At 59.0% G+C, this 22,896-nt stretch carries 26 protein-coding genes; 16 read left to right on the top strand and 10 right to left on the bottom strand.

Annotation, left to right across the window (positions count from 1 at the left end; all coding sequences use genetic code 11):
- Positions 1 to 229 precede the first annotated feature (229 nt).
- Positions 230 to 1,111 carry a manganese catalase family protein gene (locus HU743_RS10545; protein ID WP_186648530.1) on the top strand — a complete coding sequence of 294 codons (882 nt, stop codon included), beginning with the start codon at positions 230 to 232 and terminating at the stop codon, positions 1,109 to 1,111.
- 53 nt (positions 1,112 to 1,164) lie between these two features.
- Entirely contained in the window at positions 1,165 to 1,380 is a 216-nt protein-coding gene (locus tag HU743_RS10540) for a hypothetical protein (protein ID WP_186648528.1), read from the top strand.
- Positions 1,381 to 1,423: 43 nt separating this feature from the next.
- On the opposite strand, the gene HU743_RS10535 is transcribed toward HU743_RS10540, so the two are convergent.
- Positions 1,424 to 1,855, bottom strand: coding sequence for a DNA methylase (locus HU743_RS10535; RefSeq protein WP_186648526.1), 432 nt, complete (start codon positions 1,853 to 1,855; stop codon positions 1,424 to 1,426).
- A gap of 161 nt (positions 1,856 to 2,016) precedes the next feature.
- On the opposite strand from HU743_RS10535, the gene HU743_RS10530 reads away from it, so the two are divergent.
- Complete coding sequence (locus HU743_RS10530; protein WP_186648524.1) at positions 2,017 to 3,612, top strand: sensor domain-containing diguanylate cyclase; 1,596 nt, start codon at positions 2,017 to 2,019, stop codon at positions 3,610 to 3,612.
- A 9-nt stretch (positions 3,613 to 3,621) separates the two neighbouring features.
- Here HU743_RS10530 and HU743_RS10525 read toward each other — a convergent pair whose 3' ends face one another.
- A complete protein-coding gene (locus tag HU743_RS10525) occupies positions 3,622 to 3,858 on the bottom strand; it encodes a hypothetical protein (RefSeq protein WP_186648522.1) in 237 nt (78 codons plus the stop codon).
- 164 nt (positions 3,859 to 4,022) lie between these two features.
- On the opposite strand from HU743_RS10525, the gene HU743_RS10520 reads away from it, so the two are divergent.
- The 3 genes from HU743_RS10520 to HU743_RS10510 all read left to right on the top strand — a co-directional run bounded on the left by HU743_RS10520 (position 4,023) and on the right by HU743_RS10510 (position 6,980).
- Positions 4,023 to 4,466 (top strand): TspO/MBR family protein, encoded by a 444-nt coding sequence (locus tag HU743_RS10520; RefSeq protein ID WP_186648520.1) that lies wholly within the window; start codon positions 4,023 to 4,025, stop codon positions 4,464 to 4,466.
- A complete protein-coding gene (locus HU743_RS10515) occupies positions 4,463 to 5,455 on the top strand; it encodes an alpha/beta hydrolase fold domain-containing protein (protein ID WP_186648518.1) in 993 nt (330 codons plus the stop codon). The genes HU743_RS10520 and HU743_RS10515 overlap by 4 nt, the downstream gene beginning before the upstream one ends.
- 91 nt (positions 5,456 to 5,546) lie before the next feature.
- On the top strand, positions 5,547 to 6,980 hold the full coding sequence (locus HU743_RS10510) for a catalase (RefSeq protein ID WP_186648516.1): 1,434 nt from the start codon (positions 5,547 to 5,549) through the stop codon (positions 6,978 to 6,980).
- A 102-nt stretch (positions 6,981 to 7,082) separates the two neighbouring features.
- On the opposite strand, the gene HU743_RS10505 is transcribed toward HU743_RS10510, so the two are convergent.
- Complete coding sequence (locus HU743_RS10505) at positions 7,083 to 7,658, bottom strand: TetR/AcrR family transcriptional regulator (RefSeq protein ID WP_186619113.1); 576 nt, start codon at positions 7,656 to 7,658, stop codon at positions 7,083 to 7,085.
- Between the two features lie 182 nt (positions 7,659 to 7,840).
- Here HU743_RS10505 and HU743_RS10500 point away from each other — a divergent pair, with 182 nt between their 5' ends.
- Positions 7,841 to 8,500: a glutathione S-transferase gene (locus HU743_RS10500; protein ID WP_186648514.1), complete on the top strand. Its 660-nt coding sequence runs from the start codon at positions 7,841 to 7,843 to the stop codon at positions 8,498 to 8,500.
- 39 nt (positions 8,501 to 8,539) lie between these two features.
- Here the strand turns inward: HU743_RS10500 and HU743_RS10495 are convergent, their stop codons facing one another.
- The gene (locus HU743_RS10495) at positions 8,540 to 9,550 is read right to left on the bottom strand and encodes an NAD(P)-dependent alcohol dehydrogenase (RefSeq protein ID WP_186648512.1); all 1,011 of its coding nucleotides are present in this window, start codon (positions 9,548 to 9,550) and stop codon (positions 8,540 to 8,542) included.
- 150 nt (positions 9,551 to 9,700) lie between these two features.
- Between HU743_RS10495 and HU743_RS10490 the strand changes: the two genes are divergently transcribed.
- On the top strand, positions 9,701 to 10,615 hold the full coding sequence (locus HU743_RS10490) for a LysR family transcriptional regulator (RefSeq protein WP_186648510.1): 915 nt from the start codon (positions 9,701 to 9,703) through the stop codon (positions 10,613 to 10,615).
- 28 nt (positions 10,616 to 10,643) lie between these two features.
- Here HU743_RS10490 and HU743_RS10485 read toward each other — a convergent pair whose 3' ends face one another.
- Complete coding sequence (locus HU743_RS10485; RefSeq protein ID WP_225922835.1) at positions 10,644 to 10,994, bottom strand: carboxymuconolactone decarboxylase family protein; 351 nt, start codon at positions 10,992 to 10,994, stop codon at positions 10,644 to 10,646.
- 112 nt (positions 10,995 to 11,106) lie between these two features.
- A complete protein-coding gene (locus HU743_RS10480) occupies positions 11,107 to 11,493 on the bottom strand; it encodes a MerR family transcriptional regulator (RefSeq protein ID WP_186636408.1) in 387 nt (128 codons plus the stop codon).
- Between the two features lie 285 nt (positions 11,494 to 11,778).
- On the opposite strand from HU743_RS10480, the gene HU743_RS10475 reads away from it, so the two are divergent.
- A complete protein-coding gene (locus HU743_RS10475) occupies positions 11,779 to 12,111 on the top strand; it encodes a carboxymuconolactone decarboxylase family protein (protein WP_186648508.1) in 333 nt (110 codons plus the stop codon).
- Between the two features lie 33 nt (positions 12,112 to 12,144).
- Positions 12,145 to 13,251, top strand: a complete 1,107-nt coding sequence (locus HU743_RS10470) for an alkene reductase (protein WP_186648507.1) — start codon at positions 12,145 to 12,147, stop codon at positions 13,249 to 13,251.
- A 126-nt stretch (positions 13,252 to 13,377) separates the two neighbouring features.
- Here HU743_RS10470 and HU743_RS10465 read toward each other — a convergent pair whose 3' ends face one another.
- Entirely contained in the window at positions 13,378 to 13,932 is a 555-nt protein-coding gene (locus HU743_RS10465; RefSeq protein WP_186648506.1) for an OsmC family protein, read from the bottom strand.
- A 180-nt stretch (positions 13,933 to 14,112) separates the two neighbouring features.
- Positions 14,113 to 14,688, bottom strand: a complete 576-nt coding sequence (locus HU743_RS10460) for a TetR/AcrR family transcriptional regulator (RefSeq protein ID WP_186648505.1) — start codon at positions 14,686 to 14,688, stop codon at positions 14,113 to 14,115.
- Between the two features lie 350 nt (positions 14,689 to 15,038).
- Between HU743_RS10460 and HU743_RS10455 the strand changes: the two genes are divergently transcribed.
- Entirely contained in the window at positions 15,039 to 16,007 is a 969-nt protein-coding gene (locus HU743_RS10455; RefSeq protein WP_186648504.1) for a DMT family transporter, read from the top strand.
- 9 nt (positions 16,008 to 16,016) lie between these two features.
- Here the strand turns inward: HU743_RS10455 and HU743_RS10450 are convergent, their stop codons facing one another.
- Positions 16,017 to 16,991: a LysR family transcriptional regulator gene (locus HU743_RS10450; RefSeq protein WP_186636412.1), complete on the bottom strand. Its 975-nt coding sequence runs from the start codon at positions 16,989 to 16,991 to the stop codon at positions 16,017 to 16,019.
- Between the two features lie 495 nt (positions 16,992 to 17,486).
- On the opposite strand from HU743_RS10450, the gene HU743_RS10445 reads away from it, so the two are divergent.
- From HU743_RS10445 to HU743_RS10425, 5 genes are all read left to right on the top strand, one after another.
- Positions 17,487 to 18,137, top strand: a complete 651-nt coding sequence (locus HU743_RS10445; RefSeq protein ID WP_186546519.1) for a response regulator transcription factor — start codon at positions 17,487 to 17,489, stop codon at positions 18,135 to 18,137.
- A gap of 316 nt (positions 18,138 to 18,453) precedes the next feature.
- Positions 18,454 to 19,914, top strand: a complete 1,461-nt coding sequence (locus tag HU743_RS10440) for a PAS domain-containing sensor histidine kinase (protein WP_186546521.1) — start codon at positions 18,454 to 18,456, stop codon at positions 19,912 to 19,914.
- Between the two features lie 40 nt (positions 19,915 to 19,954).
- Entirely contained in the window at positions 19,955 to 20,647 is a 693-nt protein-coding gene (locus HU743_RS10435; RefSeq protein ID WP_346656518.1) for an AraC family transcriptional regulator, read from the top strand.
- Positions 20,648 to 20,798: 151 nt separating this feature from the next.
- A complete protein-coding gene (locus tag HU743_RS10430) occupies positions 20,799 to 21,320 on the top strand; it encodes a hypothetical protein (RefSeq protein ID WP_186546524.1) in 522 nt (173 codons plus the stop codon).
- A 25-nt stretch (positions 21,321 to 21,345) separates the two neighbouring features.
- A complete protein-coding gene (locus HU743_RS10425; RefSeq protein ID WP_186619102.1) occupies positions 21,346 to 21,720 on the top strand; it encodes a response regulator in 375 nt (124 codons plus the stop codon).
- A 118-nt stretch (positions 21,721 to 21,838) separates the two neighbouring features.
- Here the strand turns inward: HU743_RS10425 and HU743_RS10420 are convergent, their stop codons facing one another.
- The gene (locus HU743_RS10420; RefSeq protein ID WP_186546528.1) at positions 21,839 to 22,807 is read right to left on the bottom strand and encodes an MBL fold metallo-hydrolase; all 969 of its coding nucleotides are present in this window, start codon (positions 22,805 to 22,807) and stop codon (positions 21,839 to 21,841) included.
- Positions 22,808 to 22,896: the final 89 nt, after the last annotated feature.

The raw sequence follows: 22,896 nt of genomic DNA, 5'->3' as shown, positions 1-22,896 counted from the left end.
CCGCCAGACCCGGTGGCTGACGTAACGCCTTCACGAGCAACTCGCTCCCACCATGGTCCTGACCGAGACTCATCCAACCGTCCTGTTTCTGGAACTTTCAGCGCTCTGCCGTCCGTCCAGACCCACCCGCAATAAAGGAAATTTCTGCTTCGCCCGCACCTCCCAAACTATGCATGCGCTGACGCCAGCAAGGGTTAATGCGCGATAGCCTGGTCTGAGGAAAATCTGCATGTTCGTACATAACAAGCGACTTCAGTACACCGTACGCGTGGCCGAGCCCAACCCGGGCCTGGCGAATTTACTGCTTGAACAATTCGGCGGTGCCAATGGCGAATTGGCGGCAGCGGCCCGTTACTTCACACAAGCCCTGGCCGAGGAAGACCCGGGACGAAAAGATCTTCTGCTGGACATAGCCACCGAGGAGTTGAGTCACCTGGAAGTGGTCGGCTCGATCATCGTGATGCTCAACAAGGGTGCCAAAGGTCAGATCGCCGAGGGCGTTCAGGAAGAAGGCGAGCTCTATCGTGCACTCAACGGAGCCGGTAACGACTCGCACATCACCAGCCTGCTTTACGGTGCCGGCGCACCGCTAATCAATTCTGCAGGCGTGCCGTGGACAGCGGCGTACGTTGATTCAATCACTGAACCTACCGCCGACTTTCGCTCGAACATCGCAGCGGAAGCACGGGCAAAAATTCTCTACGAGCGTTTGATCAACATCACCGATGACCCGGGCGTGAAAGAGGCGCTGGGCTTTTTGATGACACGCGAGATTGCGCATCAGCAGTCGTTCGAGAAAGCGCTGCATGCGATCCAGCCCAACTTCCCGCAGGGCAAACTTGCCGGGATGCCTGAGTTCACTCACAAGTATTTCAACATGTCGGGCGAGCCAAACGTACGCGGGCCATGGAACAAGGGTGGCGCTTGGGAGTATGTGGAAAAACCGGAGCCAGCGGTCGATGGCGGCGATGGGCTGGCGACTGTCAGTCTCCCTGCACAGGATGCAGACGTCCTGGAAGCCATGAAGCTTCGCACGGCCTCTGATCCGCTTAGCGAGCCCGTTACCGGTGCTGACCTTGGGTCAGGTTATGTGCAAGGCAAAGATATTTGAATCCTGTCAGGCGGCCCCGCTTTCGGGGTCGCGACCTGCTTGAGGTGATCAATATGAAAAACAGCAAAGTCTCGACACTGACCTCAGACCATTTTGAACAACTGTTGGAGCAAGCGTCTGCCGGTTTTGAGCTTGACTGCAAACAGGCCTGTCGCGGACTACGGGTCAGCATGGCGGTAAACGTGTTCGGAATGGGCACCCTGCTGCCGAATAATTTTGCCGATGAGGACACCGCCAGCGAACCAACGGAAAGATTTGCTTCGATGTGAGGCTTGCGTCTGCGCCTAATAGAGATGAACCCTCACCGGACATTCAGAACAGCACGGAGGCTGCTTCTCTCATGAATATTTCAATGGTCTTTGGCCCTACCCCCTCAAACTCGGCCAGACGTTTTTCCAGCGCCCGACGGTCAGCGCTCGCTGCCACGATGTTGCTCACTTTGCCGGCATACTCGGTGTTGAGCTTGTTTGCCAACGCGCGCAATCGCGACGCCGTGCTCTCGTCGTAACGCACGTAATGCGCCTGACCCAGCATCGACACCAAATGACGGTGCGTACAGTGCGCAAGCTTTTGCGGCGTATCTTTCTGATGCTGCTCTACTATGACCTGATACGCCCTGGCAGCAATCGCGCCCTGAATTCTTTTACCCATCAGAAAACTGGCGAGCAGCCATTTGAAGAGGCCGGTTTCGCTGGCCTCCAGAAGGTCAATGTTCAAGTCACGTGCAGTGATGATTTCGCTCACAAGGTTTCCTTCAAGCAGACCCGATTACCCATGTTGACACGGCAAGGCTACGAACGATCCGCCGGCGGATCCCCGCATGCCTCGAGCGATAAATTGAATCCCCAGTGGAAAACCGCGGTCATCATCTCAGGATGAAAGCGGACACGCATAAGGACCCTCATATGCTCGGTCGCACATCGCCCGAAAAGAAGGGGCATGACGCCGCAGAAACGGCCCCGATCAAAGCGGCAAGCGATATAGCCGCCTTTCGCCTCACGGTCATCTTCATGCTGACGGTCATTTTGGCCTTTCTGGGTGTGGAGGGATGGCGGACGTGGCGTGACTATCATGCGGCCTTCTCGTCGGCGCGCGATTCGGTCACGAACCTCGCGCGGGCCACAGCGCAGCATGCCGAGGATGCCATTCGCCAGGTGGACGTATTGACCGCCGCTTTAGGCGAGCGCGTAGAAGGCGATGGATTGCAAAACATCAATGCGCCCCGCATCCACAAGCTGCTGGTCCAGCAGGCCAAATTGATGCCGCAGTTGCATGGACTGTTTATTTACGGCCCGGACGGGCAATGGATTGTCACCGACAAGGAAATCATCCCGGATCCGGCAAACAACGCCGACCGCGATTACTTCCAGTATCACCGCACCCACACCGACCGAAATGTGCGTATTGGCGAGGTTGTCAAAAGCAAGTCCACCGACGACCTGATCATCCCGATCTCGCGCCGCTTGAATAACCCGGATGGCTCCTTCGCTGGCGTGTTGCTGGGGACCATCAAAGTCAGTTATTTCGTCGACTACTACGGTGATTTCAAGATCGACGACAAGGGCGCACTGGTCCTGGCGCTGCGCAGTGGAACAATCCTGGTACGCCGTCCCTTTATCGCCTCGGTCATCGGCCAGAGCCTCGCCGACAGTGAAGTTTTCAAGAATTACCTGCCCGTTGCCAATGAAGGCATCGCCGAGGTCAGAGCCATCGTCGACGGCACGGAGCGTTTGTATGGTTACAGAGCATTGACCACGTACCCGTTGGTGGTTGAAACAGGGCTGTCGCGCGAATCCATCATCGCGCCCTGGCGCTGGGATCTGATCAAAACCGGATTTGTGTTGTTGTCGGTGATTGCTGCGTTCAGCGTATTCGGACTGATCGTCCTGCGGCAGTTGCGCCAAAGAATGGTGATGGAAAAGGATTTGCGTCGTGCACACCAGGCCATGAAAGACATGGCGTTGACCGACAGCCTCACTGGGCTGGCCAACCGGCGGCGCCTGGACACTGCTCTGGTTGACGAGATTCGTTTAGCCAGACGGCAAGGTTCGTCCATTTCGCTGATCATGATCGACGTTGATCACTTCAAGCTTTACAACGATACCTATGGGCATGCGGCGGGTGACGACTGTCTGAGCGCTGTGGGGATGGCGATTTCACAAGCAGTAAAGCGACCGGGTGATCTGGCGGTCAGGTATGGCGGGGAGGAGTTTTCCGTGTTGCTGCCCAATACCGATATCCGAGGCGCGGCGCTCGTTGCTCAGGAAATACTGGAGGCTATTCGCTCATTGCGAATCGAACACAGTGCCCATCCGCAAGGTCACGTCACGGCCAGCGCAGGTATCGCTGTTGACAGGCCTGCCGAACATGACGTCACCCCCGCCAGCCTGATCGATTCCGCTGACAAGATGCTCTATGCCGCGAAGCAGAAAGGCAGGGATCGCTATTGCAGTGGCGGGGAGCGCAGCGGCCAATCCGTGACTGGCCAGCAATGCGATTGACAGTGCGAGTCAGTCCGTCCGAACAGCCACCTCAATATCCGTCAAACCGACCCGCTGAGCCTGCTCAAGAACCTGCTCCGGCGTCGAATCCGCCGTGGGCATGACCAGGCTGTTTTCCGCATCGCCCAAATGCAGTTCCAGCAGATGCATCGCTGCAGCGTGCGCGGGCAGTTGCGCATCGTTGAGTTCGAGCAGATAAGTACGGGGTTCGCCGTTGAATCGGTAGTCGATGTGGTAGGTGTGCATGCTGGTATCCGCGTCAGTGAAAGTGGGCAGCTGATTATCCTGATGAGCCGGTTAGGTTTTAGTTCAAACAAACGGCGATTTTGCTTTTCCAGGCAAACTTTTTGCACAGCGGGGCGTCCTCTTCTTAACTCTCCATAACAGCTGATCACAGCTAAGGACTGGCAATGACGTTTTTCATATTTCTTCTGGCCTGCGCAGCAGCAGCGGCCACCGGTGTGATGTTCAAACCCGGCGCGTGGTACGAATCGCTGAACAAACCCTCCTTCACCCCACCCAACTGGGCATTTCCCGTGGCCTGGACAATCATCTACCTGTTGCTGGCCTGGGCTGGTTATCGCTTGAGCTTGATCCCCGGCAGTCAAACCGTGCTGGCCTTGTGGGCAGCGCAGATTGCGCTGAACACGTTGTGGACGCCGGTATTTTTCGGCGCGCATCAAGTGCTGGCGGCGATGGTGATTCTGCTGGTGCTGTGGCTGGTGGTCGCGGCGCTGGTGGTGTTGGCGCTGCAACTGGACGTGGTCACCGGGCTGATTTTGTTCCCGTACCTGGCGTGGCTGTGCGTCGCTGCGGCGTTGAACTTCTCGATCCTGATGAAGAATCGCACATGAGCGATTTCCCCTGGCCACACGGCGCGCGCGAATTGGCGCAGGTGCGCGCCTTCAATAAAAAACTCGCCTGGCTGCCGCGCTTCAAGATCCGCAATCGCCTCACGCCACGGTTGATTCAGGCGTTGCTGCGGGTGAGTCAGGTCGGCCGCGCAGGCCAGTTGCGTCAGCATGGACTGACGGCTGAACGCAGGACGTTTGATTCAGTGCCCGTGCGGATTATTCGCCCCAGGGGCCAGGCCAAAGGCGTGGTCGTGGATTTCCATGGCGGCGGCTGGGTGGTCGGCAATGCGCAGATGAATGACAATTTCAACATCGCCATCGTCAATGCCTGCAACGTCGTGGTGGTATCAGTGGACTATCGGCTGGCCGTGTCGACGCCGATCGAAGGATTGTTGGAAGACTGTCTGCGCGCCACACGCGGGATTTTGAGCGACGACGAATTGAGCGGATTGCCCGTCGTTGTCGTCGGCGAATCGGCGGGCGCACACCTGGCCGCAGCCACCCTGCTCGCCCTGAAAGCTTCGCCACCGCTGCTGCGACGAATCAGCGGCGCGCTGTTGTATTACGGCGTCTACGACCTGACCGGAACGCCCAGCGTGCGCACGGCGCCAGCGGACACGCTGGTGCTCGACGGCCCCGGGATGGTCGCGGCGTTGCGCCTGCTCACCCCGGACATGACGGACGAGCAGCGACGCCAGCCACCATTATCGCCGCTGTATGGCGACTTCAGCGGTTTGCCGCCAGCGCTGCTGTTTGCCGGCGAACTCGATCCGCTGCGCGATGACACCGTGCTGATTGCCGAGCGCTGGCGTCAGTCGGCGCCGGTCGCATTGCAGATGCTGCCGGAGTGTCCGCACGGGTTTATCCATTTCCCGACCGCCACTGCACAGCACGTGCTGGCTTATAGCCGGGAGTGGATTTCGGCTCGCCTCACGACTGCCTCACAGCCTGCCTATACCTTCGCATTGCCCAGTGACACCATCGTGTAATAGCTCGCCGGCGTGGCATTTGCTCTGATTGCGCGTCCTTCTCAGACACAGACGCATCAGTCATAACACCGAAAAATGCCGGGAGTCGCCCATGAACAAGTTAACGACCGCCGCTGGCGCGCCAGTGGTCGACAACAACAATACGCAAACCGCCGGCCCAGGCGGCCCGGCACTGCTGCAAGATGTCTGGCTGCTGGAAAAGCTTGCGCATTTCGATCGGGAGGTTATTCCAGAGCGGCGCATGCATGCCAAGGGCTCAGGCGCTTTTGGCACGTTTACCGTCACCCACGATATCAGCCGTTACACCAAGGCCAAGGTGTTTTCCGGCGTGGGTAAACGCACCGACATTTTTGTACGCTTCTCGACCGTCGCCGGCGAGCGTGGCGCCGCTGATGCCGAGCGCGACATTCGCGGCTTTGCCATCAAGTTCTATACCGAGCAAGGCAATTGGGATCTGGTGGGCAACAACACTCCGGTATTCTTCTTGCGCGACCCGTTGAAGTTTCCTGACCTCAATCACGCGGTCAAACGCGACCCTCGCACCAACCTGCGCAGCGCCAGGAACAACTGGGATTTCTGGACGCTACTGCCCGAGGCGCTGCATCAAGTCACGATCGTCATGAGTGATCGTGGCCTGCCGCAGTCCTACCGCCACATGCACGGGTTCGGCAGCCACACCTACAGCTTCATTTCCCCGGTCAACGAACGCTTCTGGGTCAAGTTCACCTGGAAGACTCAGCAGGGAATCGCGAACCTGACCGATCAACAAGCCGCGACCCTCGTGGGCACTGATCGCGAAAGCGCCCAGCGGGACTTGTACACCAGCATCGAGCAAGGCCAGTTTCCACAATGGAAGCTATTTATACAGGTCATGCCGGAGGCCGATGCTGCCACCTATCCAATCAATCCATTCGATTTGACCAAAGTCTGGCCGCACCAGGATTACCCGTTGCTCGAAGTCGGCCTGCTTGAACTCAACCGCAACCCGGACAATTACTTTGCCGATGTTGAACAGGCGGCGTTCAACCCGGCCAACGTCGTGCCCGGCATCAGTTTTTCGCCGGATAAAATGCTCCAGGCGCGTTTGTTTTCCTACGGTGATGCACAGCGCTATCGCGTCGGCGTCAATCACCACCAGATTGCGGTGAATGCGCCCCGCTGCCCGGTCAACAGTTTTCACCGCGACGGCCAGATGCGCACCGACGCCAACGCTGCCAGTACCCTCGGCTATGAGCCCAACAGCTATGGCGAATGGGTCGAGCAACCTGACTTTCGCGAGCCACCGCTGGCCCTGCACGGCAGCGCCGGGCATTGGGACCATCGCGAAGACACCGACTACTTTTCGCAACCGGGGGCACTGTTCCGCCTGATGAGTTCCGAGCAGCAAAACGCGCTATTCGACAACACCGCACGTGCGATCAAGGGCGCCTCGGCGCAGTCGATACAGCGCCATATCGAACACTGTACGCAGGCCGATCCGGCCTATGGCGCCGGTGTTGCCCTGGCAATTGAACGCTTGAGTTGAGCCCCCGCGTTAAGCGCAAGCAAAGCGAGAGGCGCGGCGCGGGGCCAGATTCCGAGGCCGCGGCTTTGATGGCTGACAGCGCTGATCAGGCTTGCGGGTCTGTCATGCAGACAGGTCCATTGAAATCAGCCCCGCCGCCGCATAGCTGCCGATCAATTCATCGAACAGCGCAATATCGCCTCGGCTCCGGGCGACCAACTGCGCGCCGGCCACCGCGGCGTAAATCGCCCGGGCGCGCGCCTTGCAGCGTTCTTCACTGGCCGACCCGGCCGCGGCCAGCACCTGCGTCAGCCATTCGATGTTGATTTCTGCGAACTTTTTCACCTGGTCTTTGACAGGCTCCGGCAGATCTTCGTACTCGGCGGCCATGAAGCTGACGAGGCACAGCCGATTACCGTTCTCCAGCGAGGTGCGAAAGATTGACGGGTACATCGCCAGGCAGCGTTGCGGCTCGGGATTGGCCTCTCGAATGTCGTGCAAAACCTTGGCCGCGTCCTGCCAGTAACGTTCGGCAACCGCCGCGCCGAGGTCGGCTTTGCTGCGAAAATGGTAGTAGATGCTGGCGTTCTTGATACCGACCACTGCGCCGATACTGCGAAAGTTGATGCCGTTGTAACCGTGAGTCTGCGCCGCTGTTTTCGCGGCATCGAGAATCGCTTCCCGAGCGTTCTGGCTCATGTCTATGTCCTTGGTGATCCTCAATCAATGGGCGAAGTGTACCTTGCAAACGCAAACCTGCCAATTGACAGGCAGGGGCTTGACACGATGCGAATCCGGTCGCAATCTTCGCCTACCAAATGACAGGCAGGTGAACCGAAATGACCGCTACTGCTTCGCAAAACAGTGTTCAATCCCCTTCAATGTTGAAAATTTATGATTGGTACAACGGCCCCTACCCGGCCCGCGTGCGGATCGCTCTGGCAGAAAAATCGCTGTTGTCGCGCACCGAATTCGTTTCGGTGAATCTGTGGAGGGGTGAGCACAAAAAGCCGGAATTCTTGCGCTTGAATTACTCCGGTACGCTGCCAGTGCTGGAGCTGCAGGACGGCACGCTGATCGCCGAATGCACCGCCATCACCCAATACCTGGACGCACTCGATGGCAGCCCGACCCTCACTGGCCGCACGCCCGTGGAGAAGGGTCTGATCCAGATGATGACCAAGCGTGCGGAAATCGAGTTTCTTGATGCAGTGAGTGTGTACTTCCATCACGCAACGCCAGGGCTCGGCCCAGAGGTCGAGCTGTACCAGAACGCCGAATGGGGCAATCGCATGCGCGACAAGGCTGTGCGGGGCATGCGCTATTTCGACGAGGTGTTGCGACGCCAGCCCTTCGTGGCCGGCGACAGCTTCTCGATGGCGGACATTGCCGTGTTGGGCGGGATGATTTTTTCGGCGTTGGTGGAATTACCCGTGCCTGAAGAATGCTCGGCCCTGCGCGAGTGGCATGCGCGCATGCAAGAGCGGCCGAGTGTGCAGCAATGGCGGGCGATGGTAGAGCGCGGCGAGCCGCAAAACTGACAAACAAGAAAGGCGCCTTCATCGGCGCCTTTTTCATGGTTAGCCCACCTTGATCACAATCTTGCCAAACGCTCCCTTCGCCAGATGCTCATAAGCTTCCCGAGCCTGCTCGAACGGATAGACCCGATCAATAACGGGACTGATGTTGTGTTCGGCAAGGAAGCGGTTCATCCGGTCGAACGAGGAGCGCGGCGCGACGGCGATGCCGCGTATCGTGGTCTGGCGGAAGATCAGCGGCATCAGATTGAGCTCAACCGTCTGCCCGGTCAGAAAACCGATCTGCGCGATGCGTCCGGACGCTTTGGTCGCCGCCACCGACTGATTGATGCCGTTGCCCCCGGCCACATCGAGCAGCAGATCCACACCCTTGCCCTCAGTGAGTTTCAGCACCTCGTCCGCCCAGTTTGGCGTGGTCCTGTAGTTAATCCCGGCGACCGCCCCCAGCTGTTTTACGGCACGCAGATTGTCATCGCTGCTCGACGTTGCGATGACTTTTGCACCCAGCGCCGTAGCGATCTGCACGGCAAAAATCGATACGCCGCCGGTGCCCTGAACAAGCACGGTCTGGCCCGGTTGCACCGCGCCGAAATCGACCAGCGAGTACCACGCGGTGAGCGCGGCGATCGGCAGCGTGGCCGCCTCTTCATCGCTCATGTTGGCAGGCGCGCCGACGGCGCTGTCCTCATGAATGATCATGTACTCGGCCAGGCCGCCGGGCAGTGGCGAGCCGAAGCAGTAATCCGGCTCGTCCGGCCCCGGCTCGCCATCCAGCCAGCGCGAGTACAGATGCGAATTGACGCGATCGCCGATCTTTAAACGGCTGACGCCCTCGCCGATCGCAACCACCGTGCCGGCAGCATCACTCACCGGAATCAGCGGTTTGGGAACCATGTGCGGTTCATAAATGCCGTCGACGATCGCCTTGTCGCGAAAATTCAGCGAGACAGCGCCCACCTTCACCAGCAACTCGCCAGCCTTGGGCTGCGGGGTCGCTGCTTCTCCCAGTTGCAGATTGTCGAGTCCGAAATCTTTCAGTAACCACGCTTTCATGGCGAATCTCCAAATGCACGTCAATGGCCGCAAACCACAGGGGGTTTGCCTTGAGGCACATGGTTCGCTTTTGCAGACGGGCAATAAATGCCGAGAAAAAGACAGGATTGTTCTATCCTGAGGCAACAAACCTGCACACCGGATCACCTCATGGAATTACTCCAGTCAATGCGCCTGTTCGCCAGGCTGGCTGAGCTGGGCAGCTTTACCAAAGCCGCCGAGTCGCTTGACATCGGCCGCCCGCAAGTCACCCGCTACATCAAGGAGCTGGAAACGTCCCTGGGCGTGCGGCTGTTTCAGCGCACCACGAGAAAAGTCGCCCTCACCGCTGAAGGCGAACAGTTCTACCAACGGGTACAAGAGATTCTCGCGGACATCACGGCGGCGACGTCCATGTTCGATCGCACCGGGGCAACGCTGACGGGGCGTCTTCGCATCGATATCCCCACGGCGTTCGCCCAGATGGATTTCATCAGCAGCCTGCGAACATTTACCGACAGCTACCCGGGCGTCAGCCTGGTGTTAGGCGTGACAGACCGGACGGTTGATCTGGTCGGCGAAGGCGTCGACTGTGCGCTGCGCATCGGTGAGCTGCCGGACTCGACCCTGATCGCCCGCCCGATCGCCATGGCCACCATGGTGACCTGCGCAGCGCCCGACTATCTGCGCGAACACGGCACGCCAGAGACCCTCGAAGATCTCGCCAGCCATCGCGGTGTTAATTTTCTGTCTGGCCAAAGCAACCGCACATTGCCCTGGCAGTTCTCGGTTGAGGGTCAGCAGCGAACGTTCGTCAGTCACACTGCAATCACTGTCACCGAGTCGAACGCCTACGTTCAGTGCGGCGTGTCGGGCTTTGGCATTATCCAGGCCCCGGGTATCGCAGTTGCCGAGCATCTGGCCAGCGGCGCCCTTGTGGAAATTCTCCAGCCCTTGCGACCGGCACCGCGCCCGGTATCGCTGCTGTACCCCAGCCGCGCTCACTTGCCTGCGCAGGTGCAAGTGTTTATCGAATGGCTGCAGGTGCGATTTGCGCAGTTATACGCTGCGTGGGTGGTGGTTTAGATCTGGCTTTGCACCATGACCTGCACGCTTACGGCTTGACGCTGATCCCTCGAGCCGCGAAGACCTCACGGGCAGCGGCGATGCCGTTCAAGGCGCTGGGGAATCCCGCATAGACCGTCATTTGCAAGATCACATCAATCACCGCCTCGGGTTTGCACCCGACATTCAGCGCGCCGCCAATATGCACTTTGAGTTGTGGCTGCGCATTGCCCAGCGCGGTCAATGCCGCGACGGTCGCCAGCTCGCGAGTGCAGTAGTCGAGTCCGGGACGGGCGAACACATCGCCATAGGCAAAGCTCAGTATCCAGTCGGCCAGCTCTGGCGCGGTGTCCTTCAACGAGTCCACCACGGCCTGACCGGGTCCGCCGGTAATCTGCATCAACGCGGCCTCTCCGCGCGCTCGACGATCAGTTGTCTCGATGGGCGCCGCGACGCTGGTAACGCTTGCGCCAATCAGGGTGGCGGACAGTAGTTGGAGGAAACGCGGAAGCTTACGGATCATGGTGGTGCCCCTTTTGCTCGAGTTGGTGGTAGATCTGAATCTTGTTATCCAAAACGTCGAGGGACTGGCTCAACTCGCGGATCTGCGCTTCCACGTCGCGGCGATGCCGTTCCAGCAGCGCTCGTCGTTGTGCCAGGGTCGCGTCACCCAACCGGCGCAGCTCGGCGTAACAGAGCATTTGCTGGATCGGCATTCCCGTGGCTTTCAGCCGCAGCAGAAACTCGGCCCAAAGCACGTCCTTCTCGGCATAGACCCTATGGCCATTCCCTGCGCGAACAACCGCGTCGAACAGCCCGATCCGTTCGTAGTACCTGATCGTGTGCGGGCTTAAATCAAGGCGCCTGGACAATTGCGAAATGGTCAGATTTGGATTCATTGGGATCACCGTAAATGTTTGAGTGCACTCTAAGTCAAGCGAATGTGTAGAGGCTGATAAGCCTTTTTTTCGGGTCCCCTCTCTCGGTAGCCACGGTCACCAGTATGCGCCTCTAGCTTGGCGTTAACGCTCCAAGACAACTTGCCCAGCACAATCCGGATCGCCATCAGACAGCTTTGAAAAATCTCACTGATAGTTAATATCGACAAAACAACATTGAACGCCTACCAACTGGATGGTAGCGTTGTTTCCTGTTTTGACCCTAACCGCTACAGTGAGAACCTTATGCAAGACTGGAAACAAACCCGCAAAGATATCAATGCTCGCCTCATGGAACTTAACGGCTTGTCCCCTGACACCCTGAAAGGCATGGCCGCTCTGGGTGCCGCCGGCGCCAAGACCAACCATCTGGATGCGAAGACGCGCGAACTGATTTCCCTGGCGGTCGCAGTCACCACCCGCTGCGATGGCTGCATCGCCTTTCATGCCGCCGAAGCCAAGAAGATCGGCGTCACCAGCGAGGAAGTGGCTGAAGCCTTGGGCGTGGCGATCAACATGAATGCCGGAGCCGCACTGGTGTACAGCACCCATGTGCTGGACGCGTTCGATAGATCGTAAATCTGCTCCCCCTCCTCCAGTTCGAGATCAACCATGAACAATTTGTTTACCCCTTATGATCTGGCCGGCATCAGGTTGAAAAACCGTGTGGTCATGGCGCCCATGACACGCACCCGCACTTTGAATAACGTCGCAAACGAGTTCACCGCCGAGTACTACGCACAACGGGCTAGCGCGGGCCTTCTGATCACCGAAGGCTTGCCGATTTCCGACGAGGCCCGTGGCTACCTTTACACCCCAGGCATTTACGCTGATGAACACGTCAATGGCTGGCGTCAGGTCACCGACGCGGTGCATGCCAAAGGCGGAAAGATCTTTGCGCAGTTGTGGCACGTTGGCCGTATGTCACATGTGTCGGTGCATGGTTTGGTGCCGGTTTCTTCCGGCACGCAACCGGCCGTCGACACCACCGTTTACGCGTGGGTTTCGCCGAACGAGGCCGGCCCCGTGCAACCCCGCGTCCCTCGAGCATTGCGCACGGAAGAGATCAACCGCGTAATCGCTGACTTCGTGAAGTCCGCACGCATGGCGATGGATGCCGGATTTGACGGTATCGAGATCATGGCGGCCAACGGTTTTCTGTTTGATCAGTTCCTCAGCAGCGCTTTGAACACCCGCACCGATCAGTACGGAGGCTCTATCGCCAATCGCCAGCGTTTTCTGCTTGAAACCATTGACGCCATTGCCGATGAAATCGGTGGCGCCCGCATTGGCGTGCGGTTCTCGCCATTTGGCCGCCTCTATGACTTTGGTGTGTATGAGGGCGAGGCAGAAACCTGGATGAGCATGGCGGCGGCGCTCAACGAGCGTGAACTGGCCTATGTTCACCTCAACTACCAACCGACCCTTCTCGCCGCTCAGACCCCGCCGGGTTTTGGCGCGGCTTTGCGTGCAGCCTACAAAGGCACCCTGATGGCCGCCGGCGGCTTTACCCAGGCGCTCGCTGAAGCGGAACTGGCCAAGGGCGAACTTGACCTGATTGCCTTCGGCACGGCCTATATCGCCAACCCTGATCTGGTCGAGCGTATGCAGAACGGCTGGCCGTTGGCAGAAAGCGATCGCGCGACCTATTACGGCGTGGGTGACCGTATCGCCAAGGGCTACACCGACTACCCGACATTCCTCCCGCCTAACACCTGACGGCCCAGTAGCTCAGCTAAAAAAACGCCCTGTTCGATAGGCATTTCAATACCGATCGAACAGGGCGTTTCGCGTTTCCAGCGAATCAATGGCGACTGATGCACGCGGAACGTGCAAACAGGCAAATCAGCTTTCACGCACCTCCAGGGTCGGCACCATACGGATTGCCCGGGAGAAGTTGGCGTAATTGACCGACGTTTTGAGCACGGCGCTGTGCAGTTCTTCAACGCGCGCGCGCGGGGCGTCAGTGTGTAAGCGAATCGCCACGCTCACTTCGTCGTAACCCGGGTTGACGTTCTCGTCGAGGCCCAGAAAGCCGCGCAGATCGAGAGTGCCGTTGGTCTCGATTTCCAGGCTGTGAATCGTAATCCCCATCATCGCGGCATTGGCGGCGTAACCGACGGACATGCACGCATTAAGCGCAGCCATCAGCAGTTCTTGAGGGTTTGGCGCGGAGTTCTGGCCCAGCAATTCATTTGGCTCATCGGCGGCAATTTCAAAATCACGCGAGTACGTTTCACCGGCTAGGCTGTACCGATTGACTTTCGCCACTGTGCGAGTCTGACCTTGCCACTCGGTCCTGACATTAAAACTCGCGTGGCGCTTGGTCGAATCCTCGGCAATCCCTTGCGCGAACTGCTGGAGTGCGGCGACGTCAATACCGTTCAGGTTGTTGTTCATTTGCGGGTTCCTCTTGGGATGGACCGGACGCTTCCGGAAAGAGAAACAACTCTACCAAGTAGCAGGTAGCCGTTCAACGGATAAAATCTCCTTTCAATCAAGAGATTTCTGACGCAAAAAAAAACGCCTCGTCAATACGAGGCATTCAATGAAGTAGAGTGCGTTGTAGCGTGGCAAGTCCTAGTGACGCTGGGGCGCCACACGCAGTCCATCCAGAAGGAGATCGAACCCGGACGACTGCGCATAAGCATCGCTCAGCGCCCAGGAAACGAAGCTGTTCCCTTCCAGCGAATTGAGAATCAGCCGGGCGATAAGTAACGCGCTGTGTTCGGCCTTGAGTTCGCCGAGGGATTGACCCAAGGCGATATTGGCCTGCAGCCACTCGAGGTGAATCTGGAAAAAGTCTCGGGTCAGTGCCTGCAGACTGTCGGGTAATGCCAGCAACTCGGCGGCCAAGGCTCCGCACAATGGCAGCATGCCGCTGGTACTGCTCTGGGCGAACATGTGCGCAAACGCCTTCAGACGTTCAATCACGCCGGCATTGTCGGTATTGATCTGCTCCAGTTGATTCCTGAAACGGAACAAATAGCTCTCGACGATGGCAATTGCCATGCCTTCCTTGGTAGGAAAGTGGTGATGAATACTCGCCTTCCTGATGCCGATTTCCGTCGCGAGGTCAGCATAGCTGAACGCTGCATAACCTTTGGTACGCAACAGGATTTCCGCGCTGGAGAGAAGGTCGGAACGTGTACTCATGAAACAGCATCCAGAGGTTGGCAGGCCGCAATCATAAAGGAGTCATACCGCAGAAGACAGCCTACGCCCGACTGCTCCGCTATCGCGCACTCGGTTTGTTGTCCCAGAAAGTCAACGTTTGCGTGCGCATACGCCATCCGGTCAATCTTGGCTTCCCAGAGGCAGTCATACGATCTCTAGTCTTTAAACCCAAGTATGAATAACTGCCCTTGAATCCCAAGCTACGCATGTTCCTCTGCGAGCGCTCTTGCCCGATGTAACCGTATACGGTACAAAACGACCAAGTTGTACGATGACATAATAAAAATTCCTGCGCCGCCAGAACGGCGTAGCACTGTTCGAGACCTGCCATGTCCAGCCCTGCCCCTGCTCACACCCTAGCGTCGCCCTTCCCCCGCCATCTCGCCGTGATCATTCTGTTGTGCATGGGCTGTGCGTTCGCCGGCAACCATGTGGCGGCACGGGTCGCTTTTGATGATGGTGCCGGCGTGTTGCTGGCGATTCTGATGCGCTCTGGCGGCACGTTGCTGGTGCTCGCCGGCCTGGTGCTGTGGCAAAGACAAAGTCTGCGTCTGCCTGCCGGAGCCTGGCGCTGGCAGCTACTGCTGGGCCTGTTGATTACCGCGCAGAGCCTGTGCCTGTACTCGGCCGTCGCACGGGTCCCCGTGGCGCTGGCGCTGCTGGTTGCCAATGTGTTTCCTATCTTGCTGGCACTGCTGACCTGGGCACTGGGTGGACCGCGGCCGACCGCACGCACCGCCATGTTGATGGGGCTGATTCTGGTGGGGCTGGTGTTTGTGCTCGATGTCCCCGGGCGCCTTGCGACCACAACCCACGTCGGTCCGCAGTGGTGGCTGGGCGTCGCACTTGCCTTCTGCGCCGCCAGCGTGTTCGCTTGCGCGCTGTGGATCACCGATCACAAGTTGTCTCAGGTGCGCGGCTCGGCGCGCAGTCTGCTGACGATTTTTATAGTCTTCACCAGCGTCAATCTGGCGGGACTGACCGGCGCCCTCCCCGGCGGACTGAACCTGCCTGCCACCTCAACCGGATGGCTGGCCCTCGCCACGCTGGTGGTGCTGTACGGCACCGGTTTTATCGTGCTGTTCATTTCAGTGCCGCGACTGGACATGCCCCGCAACGCACCGGTCATGAACATCGAGCCGCTGGCGACGTTGGTGATGGGCTGGATCGTGCTGGATCAAATGCTTGGCACGGTGCAGATTCTCGGCGGGCTGATTGTGGTTACCGGGATTGTTTTGCTGACGTATCGCAAATCGGCGATCAAGGCTGATGATCTCGCTCAGCAACGAAAAAACTAGTCCGGCAACCTACCGCGCTGCCCACAACGATTGAGTGCCGTGCAGTGCCGGTGACGATTTCGGCACCACCTGTAGCTCGATCGGCGTACCGAGAAACGCCTGACAACGCGAACGCAACCAGCGCTGGCCGGCATCGTTGTGTGCCGTCCCGCGCCAGGCCATGGACAGGTTCTGCGTCGGCAGCGGCAAGGGGACGGCCTCGGCCCGGATGCCCTGGGCCAACGCCATCGCTCTGGCAACATAGTCGGGAACGATGGCGAGCATTTCGCTCTGCGCCAAGAGCCTCGGCAGCGCGCTGAACTGCGGTACCGCCAACACCACTTTGCGCCGCCGCCCCAACAGACTTAACGCCTGATCGGTATCGTCAGCGGCATTGCCCATCGGGGACACAACGATATGCGGACGTGTACAGAACTCCTCCAACGTTACCGAGCCGGCGCAATTATCGGCACGCAAAAGCATCGGCCGGACGACACGCAGACTCTTGCGCCGCGCACTCGCCGGCAGGTCGAGCATATGACTGATGCCGAGGGAAATTTCCCCATTGAACAGGCGTTGCGACATTTGCTGCTGATCGACGCGCAGCACCACCAGTGAGATGTTCGGCGCCTCTTCCCGCAGGTGCCGGAGCAAGCGCGGCAACAACGCGTATTCGACGTCATCAGACAGCCCCACCTGAAACGTCGCCTCGCTGGCGCCCGGTTCAAATGATTGGCAACGGCTCACTGCCGCGGCAATGCCGTCCAGCGCCGGGGTCAGATTGATGAATATTTCCTCCGCCCGCGCCGTCGGCTCCATGACTCTGCCGGCACGAATGAACAACGGATCATCGAACAACTGGCGCAAGCGTCCCAGCGCGGCGCTGATCGCCGGTTGGCCAAGGAACAGCTTTTCGCCGACGCGGCCAACATGACGCTCGTGCATCATCGTTTCAAATACCACCAGCAGATGAATGTCGACGCGACGCAGATCATTTCTGTTCATGGACTTCACCACCCGGCACGCAGCCTTTGAGTTCAACAGACAGCAGCACCTAGATTACGGCCCCGGTTGCCAAGCGTCTTTGGTACATCGGGACAGGGCGATCATGCGTTAGGTGAAGGCTTCTATACGTGAGTATGAAGTCGAAAAAAACGCGTGTGGACCCGCTAGCGAACTCGTTCATGCGTTGTATCGGCATGCGTCAATGGCGGTTTTTCCGGGTTTTTTGTCCTAGCCGATGACCTCGTCGGGCAACTAGGATGCTGAACCGATTATTGGCTCCCGAACGAACAACACCCATCCGCCCGCATGATTGCACCCCGACGATCGCTTGCTCTGCCCTGCCCGTTCGCTGGCGGTCGACAGGGCGCGCGCCAGCGCCTTTGGTCAGGGGCCAACTGGCCCGTTGCGGGATCAGCGCTAGAATCGAGCTGGCGATTTTTGCTGTCGATTCGGTATTGCCAGGCCCGGTCAGTCAAAACCTTGGGAACAACAGCAATGAACAATCATCCCGTGCATAACAGCAATCCAGGCGAGCCCGTGGTTTTCATTGTCGACGACGATGCCGGGCTGCGCGAATCCCTTGGCAGCCTGTTGCGCTCGATCGGCCTGCGGGTCGAGCTCTTCGCTTCAGTCGCTGAATTCATGAATCACCCGCGCCCCGATACCGTCAGTTGCCTGGTGCTCGATGTGCGCCTGCAAGGCAGCAGTGGCCTGGATTTCCAGAGTGAGCTGGCGGCCGCCGGCATCAATGTACCGATTGTGTTCATCACCGGACATGGCGATATAGCCATGACGGTGCGCGCGATGAAGGCCGGTGCCGTGGACTTTCTGACCAAACCGTTTCGCGAGCAAGATCTGATCGACGCCGTGTGCGCCGCGCATACCCGGGACAAGCAACGGCGCGAGTCCGGGCGACATGCCGAGGAGCTACGTGCGCGCCATGCCACGTTGACGCCCCGCGAGCAGACGGTCATGGCGCTGGCGGCTTCGGGCTTGATGAACAAGCAGATCGCCGGGGAGATCGGCCTCAGTGAGATCACGGTGAAAATCCACCGCGGCCAGGCCATGCGCAAGATGGGCGCGCGCTCCTTTGCCGATCTGGTGCGCATGGCGGAGGCCATCGCCGCGCAGTCGGCCAATCGCTGACCGCGCCGGCCCGGGCGGTGTGGCGAGGTCGCACCGCCCGCGGCTAATACCTGGGTATAGCCCCGTTATACCTAGTCATACGCGCGTTGACCCAATGTAGCGGTGCCCGACTTCAAGGCGTTGCCCTACCATCATTACCCATAACAAAAGCGGCCCAGGTGGGGCTTATGCATCATTACGCAAGTGGCAATACAGCCGCCTCCCGAGAGCAGCGCTACACATTTACTTCTGCGTCATTCTGCCCGTCACCCAAGTTTGCCCGGCATCCGCCACAGGTTGCGCGATGCCGTCCGATAGCAAAAAACCGGAATAACAAATGTCTATCTTCAAACGTCGCGCACAGTTTTTTTGTTCAGACGCCGTTGCCTGGCTGGCGGCCATTGCCGTGGGCAGCATGATTTTCACCACCAACTCATACCTCGACCTCGATGTCGCGCCGACGCTGTTCTACATCACCCTGGTCTTCATGTCGGCGAATTTCTTTCCGGTGCCGTTGTTTATCGCTGTGGCCGTAGGGTGCGTCATCATTCTGACCGCCAGTTTCATTGCTGACGCAGGCTACCGCGACCACCGCTTGATCGCCGCTTTTGTCCGGTGCCTGATCGCCCTGACCACCATTAGTCTGCTGGCGCTGCGCAGCAAACGGGCCACTGAAACGCTACGCCGCAAAGAGGCATTTTTCATGGGTGCACAGAAGCTCAGTCATACCGGCAGCGTGGTTTTCACCGTCGGCGCCGAGCGCAAATTCAACGTGTCGTGGTCGGACGAATCGTCTCGCATCTTCGAATACCCGCCCCTGCTTACGCCCACGCTTGCGTTGATCAAGGCCAGGACTCACCCCGATGACCTGGCGCTCATCGACGGTGTCCTGCGGCAGGCGGCGGAACACCGGGAGCTGATCGAGCTCGAGCATCGACTGGTGATGCCCGACGGCCGGATCAAGCACGTACAAATGATTGCCAGTCCGTTGATCAAACAGGGTGGCCGTAGCGAATACGTCGGCGCCTTGATGGATGTCACGGCCGCCAGGCAAGCCGAAGAAGCGCTGTTCCATTCCCAGGCAACCCTGGCCCATGTCACACGGTTGAGTTCCATGGGCGAGTTGGCCGCCTCGATCGCTCATGAAATCAATCAGCCGCTGGCCGCCGTGATCACCAGCGGCGAGTCGTGCAAACGCTGGATCAACCGGCCCGAGCCTAACCTGGAAGAAGCGCGGCGCTCGCTGGACCGGGTCATCCAGAACTCTGCGCGCGTGTCCGACGTGATCACTTGCATCCGCGCCTTGTCGCGGCACAGCGAAGTACAACGCAATGTCGAACGCTTCGACGACATCGTCAAAGACTCGTTGACGCTCATGCAGCATGACATCGCCCTGCACGAGGTGCGCCCACACGCACAACTCGAAGCACCCGGCGCATTGATAAAAGGCGATCGGGTACAGCTGCAACAAGTGATCATCAATCTGATCATCAATGCCTGCCAGGCCATGGCCAATGTGCACGACCGACCGCGTATGTTGCGCATCAGCACCTCGCTGCAACACAACGAAACCGTGCTGGAAATCGCCGACTCCGGCAGCGGCATCGCCGAAGATATTCTTCCTTCGTTGTTCGACCCCTTCTTCACCACCAAACCCAAGGGCCTGGGCATGGGCTTGTCGATCTGTCGTTCAATCATCGAGTTCCACGGTGGGCGTATCTGGGTGGAGAGCACCGAAGGGGTCGGCACGCAGTTTCGCTTCGCGATACCCACGCATGGCCTGCGACACGAGCAATGAATATTTCTACTTCGCCAGGCGAATACGAGGGCTTCGAGCTGTGACTACCTCATACAACCCATCACAGGCAGTACCGGGCAAACCGCGCAGCGTCATTTTTGTCGCCTATGCGCAGATGGGCCTGCTTGACCTGACCGGCGCCCAGACCGTTTTCTGGGCCGCAACCCGCAGCCTGGCTGACCTCGGCCTGCCCGGTTACACCTTGCATACCGCCAGCCTGCAAGGGGGGCCGGTACGCACCGCGGAAGGTCTGGTGGTGCAAACGGTGCGCCTGGATGATCTGGCGCGGGGGCCGATGCATACGCTGATCGTTCCTGGCTCGCCGCACATTCGCCAGGCATTGGTCGACAGTTCGCCGCTGGTGGAATGGCTGCGCAAGGCTTCTTCTCTCGCCAGTCGCACCACCTCCGTCTGCAGCGGTGCGTTTTTCCTTGCCCGGGCCGGTTTGCTGGACGGCCTGCGCGCAGCGACTCACTGGGCCATGGCAGATCAGTTCGAGCGCCTGTTCCCGCGCGTCGAGCTGGATCGCGAAGCCATCTTCGTCGAGCAGGACCCGCTATGGACTTCGGCTGGCGTCAGCGCGGGAATCGATCTGTCCCTGGCCTTGGTCGAGGCGGACAACGGCCGCGAGGTGGCCATGCAGGTGGCGCGGCGCATGGTGGTGTACTACCGACGCCCGGACAATCAGGAGCAATGGAGCCCGTTGTTGCAATCGCAGTATTGGACACAATAACTGCGCGCCCATACTCGGGTATGACGGGCCTGACCCCATGTGCTACCCCACCGTCTTCAGGTACGAATGTCATCGACGGTGCCTCGACTTAAGCTGGTCATCTCTTACGAAGCCACGTATCGCGCCTGCGCGCCAGCCTGAGACGGTTGCCATGAACGCTACTCAAACGCTCTATAAAGTCAGTCATCCGTTACGCATCAGCCGCTACGGTGCGCATACCTCCTTATCCACTGTCGAGCGCATTGAGGCCATTGATGCGCTCATGCAAATGCTCGGTACGACGCTGAGCATCCAGGCGCAGCTCGATTACCTGGAGCAAACACTTCGCAACGTCAGTTTCCTGCCAATACGGCAGCTGTTTCGCCGGCTGGCCCGCACCACGGCTGACTACGCGGGGTTCCTCGCCACCGGCATCGCTGACTTGGGCGGCTACGCTGAACCCGCAAGCCTCTACCGCCTCAACGATGTCGCACAGAGCCTGGGGTTTGCCGATTGCCTGATTGGCATTCATGACGGCATGCGTCGGCTACGGACAGCCGATGCCGTTTTACGTGAATATCAAGAAAGTGCGGACGCCAACAAAGACTCTGCCAGTAAACGGTTCTTTGAAGAGTGCTTGCGGCGCAATGCGCAACTGCTCTGGCAGATCAACAATAACTTGCCCCATGAATAATCAGGGTAAAAACGCCAGGTTTCCCATGTTTGATTCGGCCATTATTTCTGTCGTTGATGACGACGAGCTTATTCTTGTATCACTGAAAAGCTTATTGCGTTCTTGTGGTTATACGGTGAAAACCTATAACAGCGCGCTGGCGTTTTTGCGGTCCGATGATCCGCAGAACAGCGATTTCCTGGTATCGGATATTCAAATGCCCGGCATGTGCGGAGTGGAGTTATACGAGGCACTGGCGGCCAGGAATATCCATATCCCTACGCTGTTCATCACGGGCAAACCCGGGCTGCCACCACAGTTCAGTGTCAAGGTCAGAAAGCCGGAAGGGTATTTTTCCAAACCGTTCGATACCCAGGCACTTCTGACGTGTATCGAACGAGCGTTGCAGCGTCGGCGCTGACCGCGCAGACCCGTTCTTTGCCCGACAGCTGCGACACACTGCATGCATTTGACTTGCCTTGAGCAACGATCAAAATTTTGCAGTGTGCCGCAGCCGCTACAGCATGTGCAGGGGCAAATCAGTAATCCCAGAACGCCGCGATCCAGCGGAACGCCTCGCCATCGACGGCCACGCGGCCCACCGAGGGGAACGGCAGGTGGGTGGCGACAAACCATTCGCCGCTGGCGGCCGCCTCGCGCATCAGGCGCATGCGGACACGGACCGATTCCTCAGGATCATGCTCAAAGCCGTTGTGCCAGTCGGGATGTTCGAAGGCCACTGGAAACAGCGCATCGCCGGCGAAGGTCAAACGCTCGCCACCAGAGTTCACGTAGACCACACTATGCCCGGGTGTATGGCCACCGGTGAGTTTCACCACCACGCCCGGTGCCACCTGATACTCGTCGTCAAATGTGCGCACCTTGCTGCGGTAGGTATCGATGAACTGCCTGGCGGTGGCGCGCAATACGTCAGGCACGGGCGATGGCATGACTGTCTGGGTGAAATCCGGCGTCTCCCAAAACGCCACTTCAGTGGCTGAAACGTGAATGCGCACGTCTGCACGCAGGCGGTTTTTTACTTCATCGACGAGCAATCCGCCGACATGATCCATGTGCATGTGAGTGACCACCACGTCCGTCACCGATCCAAGATCAATGCCGGCCGCTTCCAGGCGCTTGGGCAATTGCCCGGCCCGGGGAAAGCCTGGGAACTGCCCGCCCAGACCGGCGTCGACGAGGATGATCTGCTCGCCACTGCGCACCACCAGGACATTCAGGGCCCAGTCGAATGCGTCGGGGCCCAGGTACATATCCTTGAACCAGGCGGCGCGGGCCGCCGGGTCGGCGTTGGTGGACATGGTCGACGTGGGCAGCGGCAGCACGCCGTCGCTGATCACCACCACGTCGATGTCGCCCACCCGCAGTGCATAGCGTGAAGGCACCAGTTCCTGCACACCGCCGAAGGTAGATGCCGTTGGCTGGCGAGACGCGGCCTGTTGCTCACTGCCTTGCTGATAGGCAACGGAATGGTTCAGATACGTTGACATGGTCGCACTCCTTTGTACTGATACGGAAAACCATCGGGCCAATGCCTGTCTGGAGAGAGCGTTTATCAACGCTCCTTGCCGAAGAGTGT

It is taken from the genome of Pseudomonas sp. SWRI99 (assembly GCF_014270125.1).
GTDB classification, from domain to species: Bacteria; Pseudomonadota; Gammaproteobacteria; order Pseudomonadales; family Pseudomonadaceae; genus Aquipseudomonas; species Aquipseudomonas hamedanensis.
Note: the sequence above shows the minus strand (reverse complement) of the source record. Positions and strands in the feature narration are given on the sequence as shown.